The 14081-nt window shown below is 44.9% G+C and carries 15 protein-coding genes; 3 read left to right on the top strand and 12 right to left on the bottom strand.

Annotated features, from left to right (window positions below):
• The first annotated feature begins 3 nt into the window (after positions 1-3).
• On the top strand, positions 4-1497 hold the full coding sequence (locus AAGA18_01090; GenBank protein ID MEM9443921.1) for an NAD(P)H-hydrate dehydratase: 1494 nt from the start codon (positions 4-6) through the stop codon (positions 1495-1497).
• 78 nt (positions 1498-1575) lie between these two features.
• On the top strand, positions 1576-1833 hold the full coding sequence (infA, locus tag AAGA18_01095) for a translation initiation factor IF-1 (GenBank protein ID MEM9443922.1): 258 nt from the start codon (positions 1576-1578) through the stop codon (positions 1831-1833).
• Between the two features lie 49 nt (positions 1834-1882).
• On the opposite strand, the gene AAGA18_01100 is transcribed toward infA, so the two are convergent.
• From AAGA18_01100 to AAGA18_01155, 12 genes are all read right to left on the bottom strand, one after another.
• Positions 1883-3178 (bottom strand): diguanylate cyclase, encoded by a 1296-nt coding sequence (locus AAGA18_01100; protein ID MEM9443923.1) that lies wholly within the window; start codon positions 3176-3178, stop codon positions 1883-1885.
• Positions 3179-3562: 384 nt separating this feature from the next.
• The gene (gene csrA, locus AAGA18_01105) at positions 3563-3808 is read right to left on the bottom strand and encodes a carbon storage regulator CsrA (GenBank protein MEM9443924.1); all 246 of its coding nucleotides are present in this window, start codon (positions 3806-3808) and stop codon (positions 3563-3565) included.
• A gap of 25 nt (positions 3809-3833) precedes the next feature.
• Complete coding sequence (locus AAGA18_01110; GenBank protein ID MEM9443925.1) at positions 3834-4292, bottom strand: flagellar assembly protein FliW; 459 nt, start codon at positions 4290-4292, stop codon at positions 3834-3836.
• Positions 4292-5218, bottom strand: a complete 927-nt coding sequence (locus tag AAGA18_01115) for a hypothetical protein (protein ID MEM9443926.1) — start codon at positions 5216-5218, stop codon at positions 4292-4294. Before AAGA18_01115 ends, AAGA18_01110 begins: the two co-directional genes overlap by 1 nt.
• A 56-nt stretch (positions 5219-5274) precedes the next feature.
• Complete coding sequence (gene flgK / locus AAGA18_01120) at positions 5275-6801, bottom strand: flagellar hook-associated protein FlgK (protein MEM9443927.1); 1527 nt, start codon at positions 6799-6801, stop codon at positions 5275-5277.
• A 32-nt stretch (positions 6802-6833) separates the two neighbouring features.
• Positions 6834-7283 (bottom strand): hypothetical protein, encoded by a 450-nt coding sequence (locus AAGA18_01125; protein ID MEM9443928.1) that lies wholly within the window; start codon positions 7281-7283, stop codon positions 6834-6836.
• Positions 7280-7690, bottom strand: coding sequence for a hypothetical protein (locus AAGA18_01130; protein ID MEM9443929.1), 411 nt, complete (start codon positions 7688-7690; stop codon positions 7280-7282). The genes AAGA18_01125 and AAGA18_01130 overlap by 4 nt, the downstream gene beginning before the upstream one ends.
• Complete coding sequence (locus AAGA18_01135; protein MEM9443930.1) at positions 7687-9063, bottom strand: flagellar basal body P-ring protein FlgI; 1377 nt, start codon at positions 9061-9063, stop codon at positions 7687-7689. The genes AAGA18_01130 and AAGA18_01135 overlap by 4 nt, the downstream gene beginning before the upstream one ends.
• Positions 9064-9070: 7 nt before the next feature.
• A complete protein-coding gene (locus AAGA18_01140) occupies positions 9071-9739 on the bottom strand; it encodes a flagellar basal body L-ring protein FlgH (protein ID MEM9443931.1) in 669 nt (222 codons plus the stop codon).
• Positions 9729-10826, bottom strand: coding sequence for a flagellar basal body P-ring formation chaperone FlgA (gene flgA / locus AAGA18_01145; GenBank protein MEM9443932.1), 1098 nt, complete (start codon positions 10824-10826; stop codon positions 9729-9731). Before flgA ends, AAGA18_01140 begins: the two co-directional genes overlap by 11 nt.
• Positions 10826-11611: a flagellar basal-body rod protein FlgG gene (flgG, locus tag AAGA18_01150; protein MEM9443933.1), complete on the bottom strand. Its 786-nt coding sequence runs from the start codon at positions 11609-11611 to the stop codon at positions 10826-10828. The genes flgA and flgG overlap by 1 nt, the downstream gene beginning before the upstream one ends.
• 19 nt (positions 11612-11630) lie before the next feature.
• Positions 11631-12365 (bottom strand): flagellar hook-basal body complex protein, encoded by a 735-nt coding sequence (locus AAGA18_01155; protein MEM9443934.1) that lies wholly within the window; start codon positions 12363-12365, stop codon positions 11631-11633.
• A gap of 338 nt (positions 12366-12703) precedes the next feature.
• On the opposite strand from AAGA18_01155, the gene AAGA18_01160 reads away from it, so the two are divergent.
• The gene (locus AAGA18_01160; protein ID MEM9443935.1) at positions 12704-13987 is read left to right on the top strand and encodes a hemolysin family protein; all 1284 of its coding nucleotides are present in this window, start codon (positions 12704-12706) and stop codon (positions 13985-13987) included.
• Positions 13988-14081: the final 94 nt, after the last annotated feature.

Below are 14081 nucleotides of genomic sequence, written 5' to 3' on the forward strand. Positions count from 1 at the left end.
ATAATGAAGGTAATATCTGTCAGGTCTATGCAAGAGTGGGAGCAGCTAGCGCTTGCTCAAGAGGCAACGGTTTCCTCCTTGATGGAAGAGGCAGTTACAGGCATGCATCAGGTCCTGAATCATTGGTTGCCTGATGCTTTACCTTGGTTGTTTTTATGTGGCAAAGGCAATAATGGGAATGATGGTTTATGGCTCGCTTGGCTGCTAGAGCAAGAAGGTAAGCATGTAGCAGCCATTCGAGCCGATTCCTCGTCTATACTCCCTGAACTGGAACAAGGGCCTGTTGGTACAATGGCTGCTAAGGCAATGGTCTGGCCTGAAAGAGGATTGGAGGCTATCTACCAAGATAGACCTGTGATTGTTGTTGATGCATTATTAGGCTTAGGAGTCAAAGGTGCTCCGCGGGGAGTGACCGCCGAAATCATTCGCTGGGCCAGCAAGCGAAAAAAACCGACAGATATCCATGTCAGTGTAGATATTCCGTCTGGCTTAGATGCTGATGAGGGGAAAGTCTATCCTACCGCCTTCTTGGCAGATCATACTTGCATGATAGGCGCTATCAAAAAAGGTGCGCTCGAGGATAATGCCCGCGTGGCGGTCGGACAATTGCACGCTATTCCCATTTCATTGCAGACGCCCTGTCCACAGAAAGAGGAAGCCTGTTTTTTTGATAAACAAGAAACGCGTAGAATCATCAGTCTTCCGCACGCCGCCACCTACAAAAACCGTCAAGGGCGATTAGCAATTGTCGGCGGATGCTTAGGCATGTCAGGAGCAATTGTTTTAGCTGCTCGAGCAGGATTAAGAAGTGGTTCCGGTTTGGTGCATGCCTTTGTTCCGGAAGAGATTATAGACCTAGTAGCAGTGCAGACACCTGAAGTTATAACACAGGGTGTTTCGGGGGAACTATTGCCTGATAGTATTTTATCTATGGATGCCATTGTTTGTGGTCCAGGCATGGGTAGATCAGCTCAGGCTTTATGCTGGCTCGAGATGGTCTTAAAGAAAGCCCAATGCCCCATATTGCTGGATGCGGATGCTTTAAACTTACTAGCAGAAAACGTTGACCTACTAAAAGAAGCGCAAGCGCCAGTCGTTTTAACACCGCATATGGGGGAAATGCAGCGACTCTTAGGCAAAAATTTTACAGAAAGAGGCCAGGCTATACCAGAGTGGCTCCATTTATTAGAAGGAATGAAGGATGTAACCCTTGTTTTAAAAGGACCTAACACCCTTGTGATTGGTCCACGTCGAGAAATTTCTTACAACGCGACTGGCAACTTTGCCATGGCTACGGCAGGAATGGGGGACACGCTATCAGGGATCATAGGGGGACTATGTGCTCAAAAATATGACCCTTGTAAAGCGGCCAGATTAGGTGTCTGGTGGCATGGAGCCTCTGCTGATCATGCCATGTTAAAAAATAGATCGATAACCTTATTAGCTAGTGATGTCATAGACTCTATGGGTAAGGCCTGGCAAAGTATCTGGGTATGAAAAAAGGATTAGCTTTTCATTTATCCTTTTGTTAACCTCCGACCTCATTTTTAGTACAAGCATTAAGGAATTATAGATATTGTGGCAGGAGAAACGATAGAAGTAGAAGGTACTGTTAAGGCAGTCATGAAGGGAACAACTTTTCGAGTAGAGCTCGAGAACGGCCATGAGATTCTAGCTCATATCTCCGGGAAAATGCGCAAAAACTTTATCCGCTTAGGAGTTGGTGATCGAGTGAAGATGGAAATGTCCCCCTATGATTTGAGCAAGGGGCGTATCATTTACCGGACCACCCCTAATACATATAAGCCCGGACCGCATAACAGGAGACGCTAAAGCTCTAACAGGTTTGCAAAAGAACATGGCTTAGGCTTTTCTGAAGATCTTATTTCCTTGAGAAGGGTAAATAGCGGACCTGGTTTCTCCCACTCTCCTTTGCCTGATATAATGCTTGGTCTGCCACTTCAAAGAGCTCATTAAATGTAGCACTTTCTCCAGGAGTCAAACAAGTTACTCCAAAGCTGGCTGTCACTAGAATGTCTTCAGGCCTTAAAGCCTCAAGTAATAGGCGGATTTTTTCCACCTTTTCTAATGCGTCGTCACCTTCACAGTGCTTTAGAACTGCTACAAATTCTTCGCCTCCAAAACGTGCAGCTATATCACAGTCCCTGATATGATCTTTTAGCAACTGAGCTGCAGATATTAACGCCATGTCTCCAGTCACGTGACCGTGCGTATCGTTAATTGCTTTAAAGTGATCCAAATCCATGACAAAGAGGGATACAGGAATTTTATGGCGTTGTGCTTCATTTAGAATCGAAGGAAGTGTGTAAATCAGATGGTGTCTATTATAGAGCTGTGTCAGAGGATCAACTATGGATAGCTCTTCAAGTCTCTTTTGTTGTGCATGGACCTTGTCCAACAAATTTTTATTTTCTATGAGGTTCCGAACACGAAGAATTACTTCTCGTTCATAAAAGGGCTGTGGTAGATAATCATTAGCTCCTTCTCTGAGTGCTTCAATAGCAGAGCCCATATCATCTAGGGATGCTATGGTGAGAATGGGAAGCCGAAATAGATGAGCATTCCTATGCTGACGAAGATTACGCATCAACGTTAGCCCATTTGCTTTTTCTCCAAAACCAAGATCTATCATCAACAGATTATATTTTTCGGGATTCAATTCTAAAAGTTCCTGCGCGCATCCTGTGTCTAACACATGCTCAACCTCCAAACCTAATAAATGGAACATTTCTGATAGGCCCTTGGTATCATTGCTTTTCCGAAAGAGTAGTACTTGACCTGATTGCCAATATAGCGCTTCGGTTTTCCCTGCCACGGCTTCTAGGTAAGTCTTTAAACGCCCGAGGTCGGATTTACCAAATATTTCTGCCGTATCCCTAGCCAAAGAAGCTTGCAACCTAGCAGTGTTATCCTCTGATGTTAGCAGAATTAAGGGGGTCTGCTCTACGCGATTCTCACGCAGTTCTTTGCATAGTTCTGCTCCGTCCATGTCATCAAGACAATAGGCACTGCAAATAAGATCAAAGTGTGCTTTCTTTAAAGTATTGAGTGCAGACTTTCCATTCGTGCATGCTACTGTTCGGATATTCGTTTCCTCAAAGCATGCTTGCAGCACTTGTTGAAATAAACTAGAGGGTTCTATAATTAGGGCCTTCATACCACATTTAAACCGTTACAGCTTCAAAGCGAATCTTTCTGCTTATCTCATATCGGCAAATAATCGAAGCAGTTTCCCTAAAACCCGAAATATCTAAAACAAGTTGAACAAGAGGCTCAAAAGCTTCAGCTACAAGAAAATGAGAGTCGACAAAGACTGATCAATCATATGGCCTAACGTTACTCATATAAACGAGTGCGCGGGGTTCCAATCCTGATATTGTGAGGATACAGGACCCACAAGGTGATACGTCTAGGAGGTTCTATGACATCATTCGAGTCAAAGAATTCTCATTTCCCTCATACTCTCGATCTAAAAATGACGGGCCCAATAATAAGCCCGTAGTCCTTATATGATGTTCTTCTAAGAAGCTGTAATGGAGGGTTATTTAGGGGATCGAGTAGCTTGTGCGGCTTTGGCTAACAAACCTTCGCTTTGCGGGGTAGACTTTACTGCAGAATCTTTATTAGCCTTAATGGTCGAAGGGTCAAATTCAGCCCTTAATATGCGTACTTCCTTCGGGGCTTTAATCCCTAACCTGACTCGTTGCCCATAAACAGAGACAACTACAATTTCTATGTTATCAGCGACTTTGACTGACTCTCCAGCTTTCCGAGATAGTACGAGCACGGGCGGTTTCCTTACCTTTTAATATTTATTCTTTAGAACCTACTTGGAACTTAAACACTGTACTCTCCGAGTAAGGTGATTCTTCTGGTAGCATAAACTGTGAGCCCTTGTGGTCAATGGTATTAATCAAGATCGGAGCACGTAAATTTGCATGGATAATAAGGGTATGATTCGGTTCATCTATTTCTATTCGTAGAATCAAAATAATTGCGCAGTGTTTGGCTGATGGAGAATTGATCACCGACAATTCTTCGTCGTCGATTTCTATAGTATAGTCAGGGACTAGGTGATAAGCCTCAATAACGGCGAAGGCAAGATCAGGATCGTCGATATCCCTCATCCAGGCGAAAGGTGCTTCACCTTCCGCTTGTGATAAAATGAAACGGGTAGAGGAGGGGAAACCTGGTAGTCCGTTGGGAAACTCTATCTGTTTATCCAGTATCTCCTGCTCAGGAATGGCGGCTTTGGCGTCTGCATCAATCATTATACGAAATCTAGTAATGTTATATTAAGGATTCTTGCACCAGATTGTAAAGCAGCTTCATAATGAAGTTGGGTTCTATTTAATTCCGTAGCGGCGTCAGTGAGATTTGCACTGGTATGTTCGCTAATCCTTTCCGCTCCAGACCGGACACTTTCTTCTAGAGCGCTTTCATTTAAATCCAAGGTAGCGAGTTGTGCGGCAGTCACGCCTACAAATTCTGAAGTGAGTTCAAGAGCTTCATTAAGGTTTGATATCTGTGCACTCGTCACCGGGTTGCCGGCAGTCAGCGTGTCCCGAATGTCCTGAATGACAAACATCGTATTCACCGCAGAATTTGCTAAAAAGCCAGAGGTTGTCAGCGTAGTGGGTGGATTGTCATTAGATGCTTCACCAGCTACAATCCCAGTGTTTACGGGGTTGCCGTCACTGATTTTTGCCTGGGTTACATTAGCAGTAGCTGCTGCGTTAAATACGTAATTGGGAGCACCTGAAGTATCTATTGCCGGGACATCGCCCGTGCCGCCAAATAGATAATTATCATCATGTCGGCGATTCGCTATAGTGACCACCTGCTCAACGATGGAAGCTGCTTCTTGACCGATTGATTGTAACGCGGATGAATCTAATGCATCATTACCCCTAATGGAAAGTTCGCTTAAACGACTCAGCGCTCGCTGCAAGTCTGTCATAGCTTGATAATTGGCGTTTACCAAGGCGCGCGCTTCCGTCGTTGTTTTGAGATACCCTAGCCTGGTTGCTTGATCTGCTGCTATTTGCTGTGAAAGTCTATAATCCACTGGATCATCCGATGGTTTTAACACCCGAATACCCGTAGATATTTGATTCTGAAATATAAGCTGACGTTCCTTAAGATTGTTTAGCTGACTCTTAAAAACTTCCGGGTATAAGTTACTTGTAACACGCATGGTATATGCTCCAATCTATCCTTTAATATTCTAAGATTAAACTCATCTTCTAATTACTATGCTCCAATTCCTATAACTGCTAACATCATCTGATCTATGGTGGACATAAAACGTGCGGATGCTTCGAAGGAACGCTGGTAGGCAATCAGGTTGGTCATTTCTTCGTCTATGGATATACCTGAGATGGCCTCACGTTGATTATTAAGTTGTTGTGAGATTAGCTCCTGAGAGTAATAATTATTTTGAGCTTGTTGAGCAATGATGGCGACATCCCCTACAGATGACCTATAGAATTCTCCAAGTGTGGCATTATCCCTCAAGTTCGCAATGTCCTGAGCCTCATCTCCACTTAAAACGCCTAATGATGCGCCACCGGAAGCTCCTGCTGCAGCTATGTCATCTGTATCCGTAATGGCAACGGCGATATTGGCAGCAGTCCCTCCAGCCGTAAAAAAGTTTCCTCCTATAGTTCCATCTAGATCATATCCTGTTGTATGCTGAGCATTAACTAGAGAAATAAGTTGCCCTGCTAGGTAATGTAGCTTATTGCTGAGTGGCGCTGAGCTAGCGGGTTGAGTGCCAGGAACCGTAGTTTGGGAGCCAATGTCACTATTGGCAGTAATCAATAGGGCGCCTAACTCTCCTTCGGTTGGCAATTCTGCCGCTCCTACGGGGGTATAATCTGTGCCGGTTGCAGATAAAGCACTTATGGCTAACACCGTATTAGTTGCCTTGCTAAAGGCGTTTGTCACTGATAATGCATGTGTGCCGCCAGCTCCCGCCCCATCTGTTCCATTAACTAGAATAATATCGTTTCCACTGCCATTTGCGTCGGTCAACTCGATATCAATCATAGCGCTATTGGTGCCGTTGGTGGTGACATCAATATTGACTAGATCGGCCATCCGCTCGACAAGTTCCTGTCTGCGGTCACGCAAATCATTGGCTGTAGATAGAGTATTGATTTCAACGCGTGAGATTTGTTGGTTCAACTCGGCTATTTCGGTTGCGTAGCTATTAATTTGGGAAGTTACGCTGGAAGCCTGTTCAAACATCCCCGCTTTGACATCGAGCACCCTATCGTAAGTAGACTGAATATCTAAAGCTAGGTTGTTGGCTCTTGAAAGAACTTCACTGCGTTTGATAGTCGAACTAGGGTCTGTAGCTAAGTCTTGCCAAGCATCCCAAAATTTATTCAAGCTTTCCTGTAGTCCTGTAGCAGAGCTAATCCCCTCAGTTATAGTTGTCTCAGAAGTTGAAAGCGATTCACCTAATGCATCTTGAATAAGGAGCGCGCCCTGCTCCCTCGACTCATATAAATGGAAAAGAGAATTTTGGCGGGTTACCATATCATCAAGAAAACTGGATCGAAGAGCCTGAATACCTACAACATAAGCGCCCATCCCTTGCTGACCGTTGCCTAAAGGAATGGAAACATCCTGTTGAACTTGAGCGCGTTGGCGTGCTGCATTTGGTGTATTTACATTTGCCAAGTTATGCCCGGTTACTTCCATATTCACTCGAGACACGCTTAGCGAGTTTGCAGCCATTTGCAGTGAGGCATTTAATCCCATTCCAGACATAATTACTCCTGATTAATATTCTTTCGCACTTATTAAATTTCTACATTTAGTAACGATCCAGATGGCGCAAACCCAGAAGGTGAGATTCCTAATTGGTTATAAACAATGTTGTCGTTGTTTCCTAAAACTTCCCCAAAGATTGCTTGTAAGTATTGAAGACTATTTTCCAACAGAAGGTGGTTCTGCAGTGCAATTTCTTGAAGTAACTCCATTTTACTTCGACAAGCTTTTCTTTGTGGGAGATATGGGTCGTCTTTGGCTTCGGGCGTTGCTGGAGATGCTTGGTTAATTGCTCTTAGCAACTGTTCAAGACGCATGTAATGCTTGTCGATTTGACTTGTAATGATAGGCAAGTGATTAGGATTTCTTGAGAGGATAGATTCCTGCTCTTCTTTCTGACAGCCTATGAGTTCATCAATAGTTGTTTCTAGGGCATTGAATGCGTCTAGGATTGGATCTTCTGTTTGCGTTTCTGTATTCATGATAGATTGTCTCCAAGCTTCATAGAGGGCTCTTCTTTGTTTGTTCTAGATGATGATTCGAGTGTTGGACTAAATGGGACCTTAACTTCCGGTTCAATGGGCAAAACGCCGGCGCCAGCGCGCTTCATATCGCTCATGGACTGGTAGAGAATTTCTGCCAGTCCTAAACCTTTTCCTTCAGTAATTTTCTTGCTGAGAATTTGGCTATAAAAGTCGCTATAGATACTTCCGCCTGGCATGGATCCATTTTGCTTTGCCAGGCTATTGGATAACTCTTGAAGCATAAAAGAAGCAAAGACACCTTCTAATTTTTTAGTCGCATCTTTTAGCTTGATATCACGAGTAATAGCCTCCTGTTCGGGAGATTTATTCATGGCTATGCTAGATATTGTAGGATCAATTTTCATTGGAGTATTAATTCTGCTTGCAAGGCGCCTGCCGTTTTCATGGATTGGAATATGGCCATCATATCTCTTGGAGTTACTCCTAGGCTATTCAGTGCAGTAGCAACCTCTTCTACGGTTGGCAAATCCTCAAAGACGAGAAAGTTTGCTTTTTCCTCAACGACATTGGTGGTCGTACTATCCGTTACAACTGTTTGAGCCCCTGTTGTCACGTTAACATCGCCTCCTCCTGCTCCATTGGCAGGAACTCCTTCTTGGCTCGTGCCAGGAACCATTTTGACTTCAAAGCCTGGTGGTGGTATTTGGTTTTGATCAAGCTGAACCTGTTGGCCGAACTGATTTTCATAAACAACTCGGTTATTAATAATCAAAGGTGTTTCAGCAGCCCCTACAACCCCTTGCGCGGCAGTGCCACCAGCACCTCCGGCACCCGCGGAAATATCACCTAGAACATTTCCAGTGAAGGCATTGGGTTGGGATACATTTTGAGTCCTGGCTATAGAAACCGTGAGATTGCCATGTGCTACCGCTACGCTATGAATGCGAATCTTAGAGTTTGCCACAATCGTTCCGGTCTTTTCATTGATGACAATACGCGCTGGAGCATCCGGCCGAAACATCACGTTTTCTATGCGGGCAACAAAATCAATATGCTTGTGTTCCGCCTGAAATTGTTTTGGCACATAGACTCGAACAGTGCTGCTGTTCACCGCATAGGCTAATTTCGCAATCTGCTGATTGATAGCATTGGCCATGCGCACTGCAGTGGTGAAATCTGGTTCACGCACTGTGATTTCTAACACCCCTTCCACAAATAGCTCTGCGGGTATTTCGCGCTCTACGATGGCGCCTCCTGGTATACGTGCATTTGTAGGGTGATTCTTCTTAGCAGTAGCTCCGCCTGGCCCCCCAACACCTTCTAAAAAACCTCCCACGGAGACACTGCCTTGAGCAACGGCGTAGACCGTTCCATCAGCCCCCATGAGCGGTGTTTGAAGAAGGGTTCCCCCCTGTAAAGATTTAGCATCTGCCAACGACGAAACCTGCACATCTATTTTAGACCCATTGCGAGCAAAAGCTGAAACATTGGCGGTGATCATGACCACTGCAGCATTTTTGGCTTTGATATCTGGTGCCGTGATGGTCATACCAAATTTTTTGAGTAAGTTAGAAACCGTCTGGCGTGTAAGCAATGGGTCTGAGTCTCCCTTGCCATCCAGACCAACGACCAACCCATAACCAATCAATTGATTTTCCCGCGCACCTTGCACATGCGCTAAATCCTTAATTCGAGATTGGCCTAAAGCAAAGAAGGGCAGTAGCAATAGCAAAGCAACTGCCACTGCTTTGCTAGAGACAGATGCAGTTTGCTTCATAGCGCCTTTAAAATGGACTAAGGAACTCATAAAACTTGGTAAGCCATCCTTTTTTCTGTTGTCTTGAAATAGTGCCTGTGCCTTTTTGTAAAATCTGCATTTCTGCAATGTTTGCAGAGGAGATCGTATTGGTTGCAGTAAGGTCTGACTGACGAATAAAGCCTGTAAGCACCAACTCACTGTGCTCTTTGCCTGTCTCATAGCCTCTGCGTGCTTCAATTCGCATGGTGCCATTCGGGGCTATTTCAATAATGCGTGCTTGGATGGTTGTTTGAAGAGTTTCGCTGTTGGCGATCGATCCAGACCCCTCGTGTGAACGAGATGAGTTCCATGAAAAAGTAGGGGTATTTCCATCATAAGTATACCAATCCCAATCACCGCCTGGAGGGAATAGAAGATTCGTGATTCCCTCGTTAAGCGAAGTATCTTTTTCTGTGGTGGTGCTTTGATCTTTGGTAGCAACCGTGCTCAAGTCAATGACGATGGTGATTAAATCCCCTACTGTGGATGCCTTGTCATCCGCATAGATCGACTGATACATGGTCTTGGTAGAAGGCCATAAGGAGCCAATTCCGCCCGAAGCATTTCCTGTGCTGGTTAACCCAACGATCACGAGACCAACGACTAAGGTAGTTCCAATACCGAGCTTGTGATGTATGATTGGCTTAGTTGGCATAGGCAACGTTCCTTTCGTCTATCACCCGGACAGATAATAATTTCCGGGATTTATTATTTCGGGCAGGAATGATTTCGTTCCGCGCTCCATCCCTCATGGCAACAGCAGAGATCGAGATTTTCACACCTCCATCGCGGTAGTGAACGACTACCGGATCTCCTTGCCGGATAAGAACACGCGGGCGGAACTGGCTCCTGGTTAAAAGACTTCCTGGTGATATTGAGCGCGTTAGTTGCATATCTATGGGGAATTGCCCATCCAAGTAAAGATCTCTGGATTCCTTGAGCACATCTACCATGATGGCCTCAAACTTCGAAGCATTTAGATAGGCTCCGGATTTGGCCGAATCATTGGACCGCCATGCTGGTCTGACCCAGGACCAGCGAAAGCGAATATTTTTGGTAATTACTCTATCTCCATCTTCTTCAAAATGAATCGTTGCTACTGCCCATGGGTTCGAGAGTGTTGAAGAAGGAAGGTCTACTACAATATCTGAGGGGCCCGCTGGTATAGCAAAAGACTGGAATTGATTTAACTCTTCGACACTTGCTTTCCCCTCACCCTTGGTGAGGCGACGTAGTGATTTCTCAATCATCAATAGCACCGTTTTTTCCTCCACCCAACGCCCTGGCCGATCTACTATGCATGCTTTGGGTCCATCTCCGTCCCAAGCAATAGTGCCGTGGTAATGTTTCTTAAGAAATTTATCTACCATGCCACGTGTCCATTTTCTTTTATTACCGATTGGTGGGGTTTCCCCTATGCGCATCTTGAGAATTTTCGGATCTATTCCGCGTGCCTGCTGGAGCAGTTGGCCCAGCTGTAGGTCCTCACCCTTTACAGAAACTTTCTCATGCAGAATGAGTGTTTGGCCCGTCAAAGTTCCTCTAAAAGGACTTATCAGTAGCATGGAAATGAATAGAATATTCAGGAAGGGCTTGTCGACTCGCTTTGCTTTTTGGCACACGGAAAGAAATTGAGTGAGACTCGAGAGCAACGTGCAGAAGGGATTGGGTAGTGGTAGATCATAGACACTGAAATCTATGGTCTTAACTGCTTGGTTACTCTTTGTGTTGTCGATTCTCATTAACGTTTCAAGCTGTTGACTAGACTAAGCATCTCATCCGAGGATTGGATGGATTTGGAATTGATTTCATAGGCTCGCTGTGCCTGAATCAGTCGCACCATCTCTTCCACGACTCGTACATTTGACCCCTCTAGGAATCCCTGAGCTATCGTGCCAGTGCCCTGCTCGCCCGGAGTAATGCCTGTTGTTGCAGCTCCGGAAGCTTCTGTCTCGAGGAACAGATTATTACCCGCAGAACGTAGCCCTTCTGGGTTAGGGAATGTGGCAAGTGTAATAGGAGCAAGCGCTTGAATGGCCCCATCTACCACAACTGAAAGACTGCCGCTTTTGCCAATGGATACGTCTGTCGCGTTTGTATCGATTTGTCCTACACCATCTAGCTGATAACCAGTGGTAGTAACCATTAGGCCCTCAGCATTTAAGGTGAACTGCCCGTCACGTGTATAACCGAATGTTCCATCCGGTAAGGTGACCCGAAAGAAGCCTTTTCCCTCGATAGCAACATCAAGAGGAGCACCCGTGCTTTTTAAATCTCCAGGACTAAATGATGTTACGGATGCGATTGGACGCGACCCATAACCTACTTGTAACCCCGTAGGTGTGTTTGATCCATCTGCTAAAGTGCCTCCCGGAGCCCGCTCCGTTTGGTACATCAAGTCCTCAAATTGAAGACTCTTGGCTTTAAAGCCAGAGGTGTTTACGTTAGCTAAGTTATTGGCAATGATGTCAACGTTGGTCTGTTGTCCTGTCATGCCATTTGCTGAGGCCCAAAGTGCTCTTATCATAGTTTTATCTTTCTTCTACCTATGGATTTGCTATGCGAAGCAACTCCTCGGTTAACCTATCGCTTTCCTTCACAACCTTTTGATTTGCTTCAAAGGCTCTCGTGAGCTGAATCATATGGATCATCTCTTCCACGGGTTTGATGTTGCTACCCTCAAGTGTGTATTGTGAAAGTGTGTCGCCTACGGCGAGTCCCGGTACGGGCTCTTGATCTCCTTTAGCCTCGAACCGGCCAAATTTACTAAGTGCAAGTTGTTGGCTGGGATCTTGAAAATATGCCGTTCCTATTTGCCCGTAATTTTGCCCATCTACCTGGATCATTCCCTCTCTTGAAACGACAAATTCCCCGCCGTCAGGAATACTTATAGTTGCTCCAAATACATCAAGCAACATAGCACCGTCGGTTGTGCGTAATAAGGTATCGGTCCCTCGCACGAATTGTCCGTTACGTGTAAAGCTTGTTTGTCCTTCTGGTTCAAGAACACTGAAAAATGCGCGACCTTCGATCGCTAAATGGTAAGGGCTATCACTTTTCTGTAATGGACCCTGAGAAAAATCATAATGTTTTTCGTGAAGACCTAATGTTCCCTTATCAGGATCCTGTAATTGACTGTTATGATTCAACATGGAACCAAAGGTTTGAATTTCAGCACGAGCTCCAGGAATAGCGCTGCGAGAAAGATTAGCGCTTACGGTATTTTGATGCTCCCACTGATTGAGCATGCCATTTATTGCCTGATATATTCCAACATTCATATAATACCAACCGCTCCTTATAACGCATGCGGTGTGCCAGGTTGATTTGCTGGATTTATAAGTGCTTGATAATCAACATGAAGCAAACTTGAAAAACTTGTTCACAACTGTAAAAAGAAAAAATATGAGGGGAGAAAATTCCGTCCTTCGGGAAAAATCTTCTGGAATAGTCAAAACCCTCACAGCAAAGAAATTCTTATTTTGCTATTTTAGATGTTTTGGTATCTTTTGGCCCATATGAATAACACGATCTCTTATGAAAGGCCATAGATCATTAGAAGCCACCTGGCACCCTTCTGATGTCCTATGATTTGATATTGACTTAGCGTCAGCCTCTCATGTCACTCCTATTCTATCTGATCTTAACTTGCGTGCTTTCGGTAGCTATTTCTGCCTTTTGTTCTTTGGCAGAAGCTTCCTTACTCAGCTTAAGCCCTGTTCGTCTTGAAGCACTGAAGCGCGAGGGTAAACGCTATGCCAGCATTTGGCTTAAGCTCAAAGACGAACTCGACAAATCCATCTCTGCTGTTCTGATTCTAAACACCATCTCTAATACCGGAGGGGCCACTCTAGCTGGCTTTCTCTTCGATCAAGTTTTTGGTAGCGACTGGCTTTGGGTTTTTATGATTCTGCTCACCCTTTCTATTCTCTTCTTCGCCGAGTTGGGCCCTAAGGTGCTAGGAGCTGTCTATTGTGAGAAACTTGCACCGACCTTAGGCCCCATACTCTATTCCATCGTCAACATCTTACAGCCTCTTGTCATCATTACAGAAAAGTTTTCACGTCGCTTTAAGGGGGACGGTGATAATACCAAATTATCTGCGCTGGATATCGAAGTCATGGCGCAGTTGGCCAGAAACAAAAAGGTCATCGCTCTTGAACAAGAAAAGATGATTATCAGTGCTACTAAATTCAGCATGACCGCAATCAATGAAGTGATGCTGCCTGCAGAATGGATCGTCTTCCTCAACTTAAAGGACACCGTGGCTAATAACCTCGAGCTCGCCCGCCACGCCCTCCATAGTCGTTATCCTGTAAGCTCATCCGACAATATTCAAGATGTCAATGGATACATTAACTATAAGGACCTTGTCGCGATAGAGCCTGATGCCAACTATGACCTAATCTCTCTTGAAGCATTTATACGCCCCATACTAGCGCTTGAAGATGAACTAGACTTAAATACTGCTTTCAAAAGACTTACAGCTCGACGTCACCACATTGCTCTCGTTCGCAATAAAAAGAAACGCGTCGTCGGCCTCGTGACACTCGAAGATATCATTGAAGAATTGGTAGGTGAGATTGAAGATGAATTTGATCAAAGTAATGACATCATCATTCGTATCCGTCCTAATTTTTGGCGAGTCGGGGCGGATCTCTCCATAGAGCGGTTAGAAAAGATCTTACAACTTTCCATAGACGTTCCTCCATCGGCCAAGGAATTAACCCTAGCTAACTGGCTTAAGGCAAAGATTGGCGACACCCGCTATCCTGGCGTTACCTACGAACAAGACGGCATAAAATTTGTTGTGCAACAAGCGAGACGCGGACGCATCTTCCAGGTTCTTGTCGAAGTAAGACAACCCACTACCCAATCCCAAGGTGGTTGGGAAATGGACTGAGCACACAAAATCATAGAGTCTCCCAGAGGGGCTATCTCATTATTCATTGCTTAAAGCGCTTTTCACTCATAACATGGAATTAGAAGATACAACC

The organism is Verrucomicrobiota bacterium, from assembly GCA_039192515.1.
Lineage (GTDB): Bacteria > Verrucomicrobiota > Verrucomicrobiia > Methylacidiphilales > JBCCWR01 > JBCCWR01.

What these genes read in the sequence shown, in the direction of transcription:
- flgA (MEM9443932.1), bottom strand. Translation starts at nt 10,826, where the DNA reads ATGAGAATCGACAACACAAAGAGTAACCAAGCAGTTAAGACCATAGAT.
- AAGA18_01090 (MEM9443921.1), top strand. Translation starts at nt 4, where the DNA reads ATGAAGGTAATATCTGTCAGGTCTATGCAAGAGTGGGAGCAGCTAGCG.
- flgK (MEM9443927.1), bottom strand. Translation starts at nt 6,801, where the DNA reads ATGTCTGGAATGGGATTAAATGCCTCACTGCAAATGGCTGCAAACTCG.
- AAGA18_01160 (MEM9443935.1), top strand. Translation starts at nt 12,704, where the DNA reads ATGTCACTCCTATTCTATCTGATCTTAACTTGCGTGCTTTCGGTAGCT.
- AAGA18_01130 (MEM9443929.1), bottom strand. Translation starts at nt 7,690, where the DNA reads ATGAAAATTGATCCTACAATATCTAGCATAGCCATGAATAAATCTCCC.
- AAGA18_01115 (MEM9443926.1), bottom strand. Translation starts at nt 5,218, where the DNA reads ATGCGTGTTACAAGTAACTTATACCCGGAAGTTTTTAAGAGTCAGCTA.
- AAGA18_01140 (MEM9443931.1), bottom strand. Translation starts at nt 9,739, where the DNA reads ATGCCAACTAAGCCAATCATACATCACAAGCTCGGTATTGGAACTACC.
- flgG (MEM9443933.1), bottom strand. Translation starts at nt 11,611, where the DNA reads ATGATAAGAGCACTTTGGGCCTCAGCAAATGGCATGACAGGACAACAG.
- AAGA18_01125 (MEM9443928.1), bottom strand. Translation starts at nt 7,283, where the DNA reads ATGAATACAGAAACGCAAACAGAAGATCCAATCCTAGACGCATTCAAT.
- AAGA18_01135 (MEM9443930.1), bottom strand. Translation starts at nt 9,063, where the DNA reads ATGAAGCAAACTGCATCTGTCTCTAGCAAAGCAGTGGCAGTTGCTTTG.
- AAGA18_01100 (MEM9443923.1), bottom strand. Translation starts at nt 3,178, where the DNA reads ATGAAGGCCCTAATTATAGAACCCTCTAGTTTATTTCAACAAGTGCTG.
- AAGA18_01110 (MEM9443925.1), bottom strand. Translation starts at nt 4,292, where the DNA reads ATGATTGATGCAGACGCCAAAGCCGCCATTCCTGAGCAGGAGATACTG.
- AAGA18_01155 (MEM9443934.1), bottom strand. Translation starts at nt 12,365, where the DNA reads ATGAATGTTGGAATATATCAGGCAATAAATGGCATGCTCAATCAGTGG.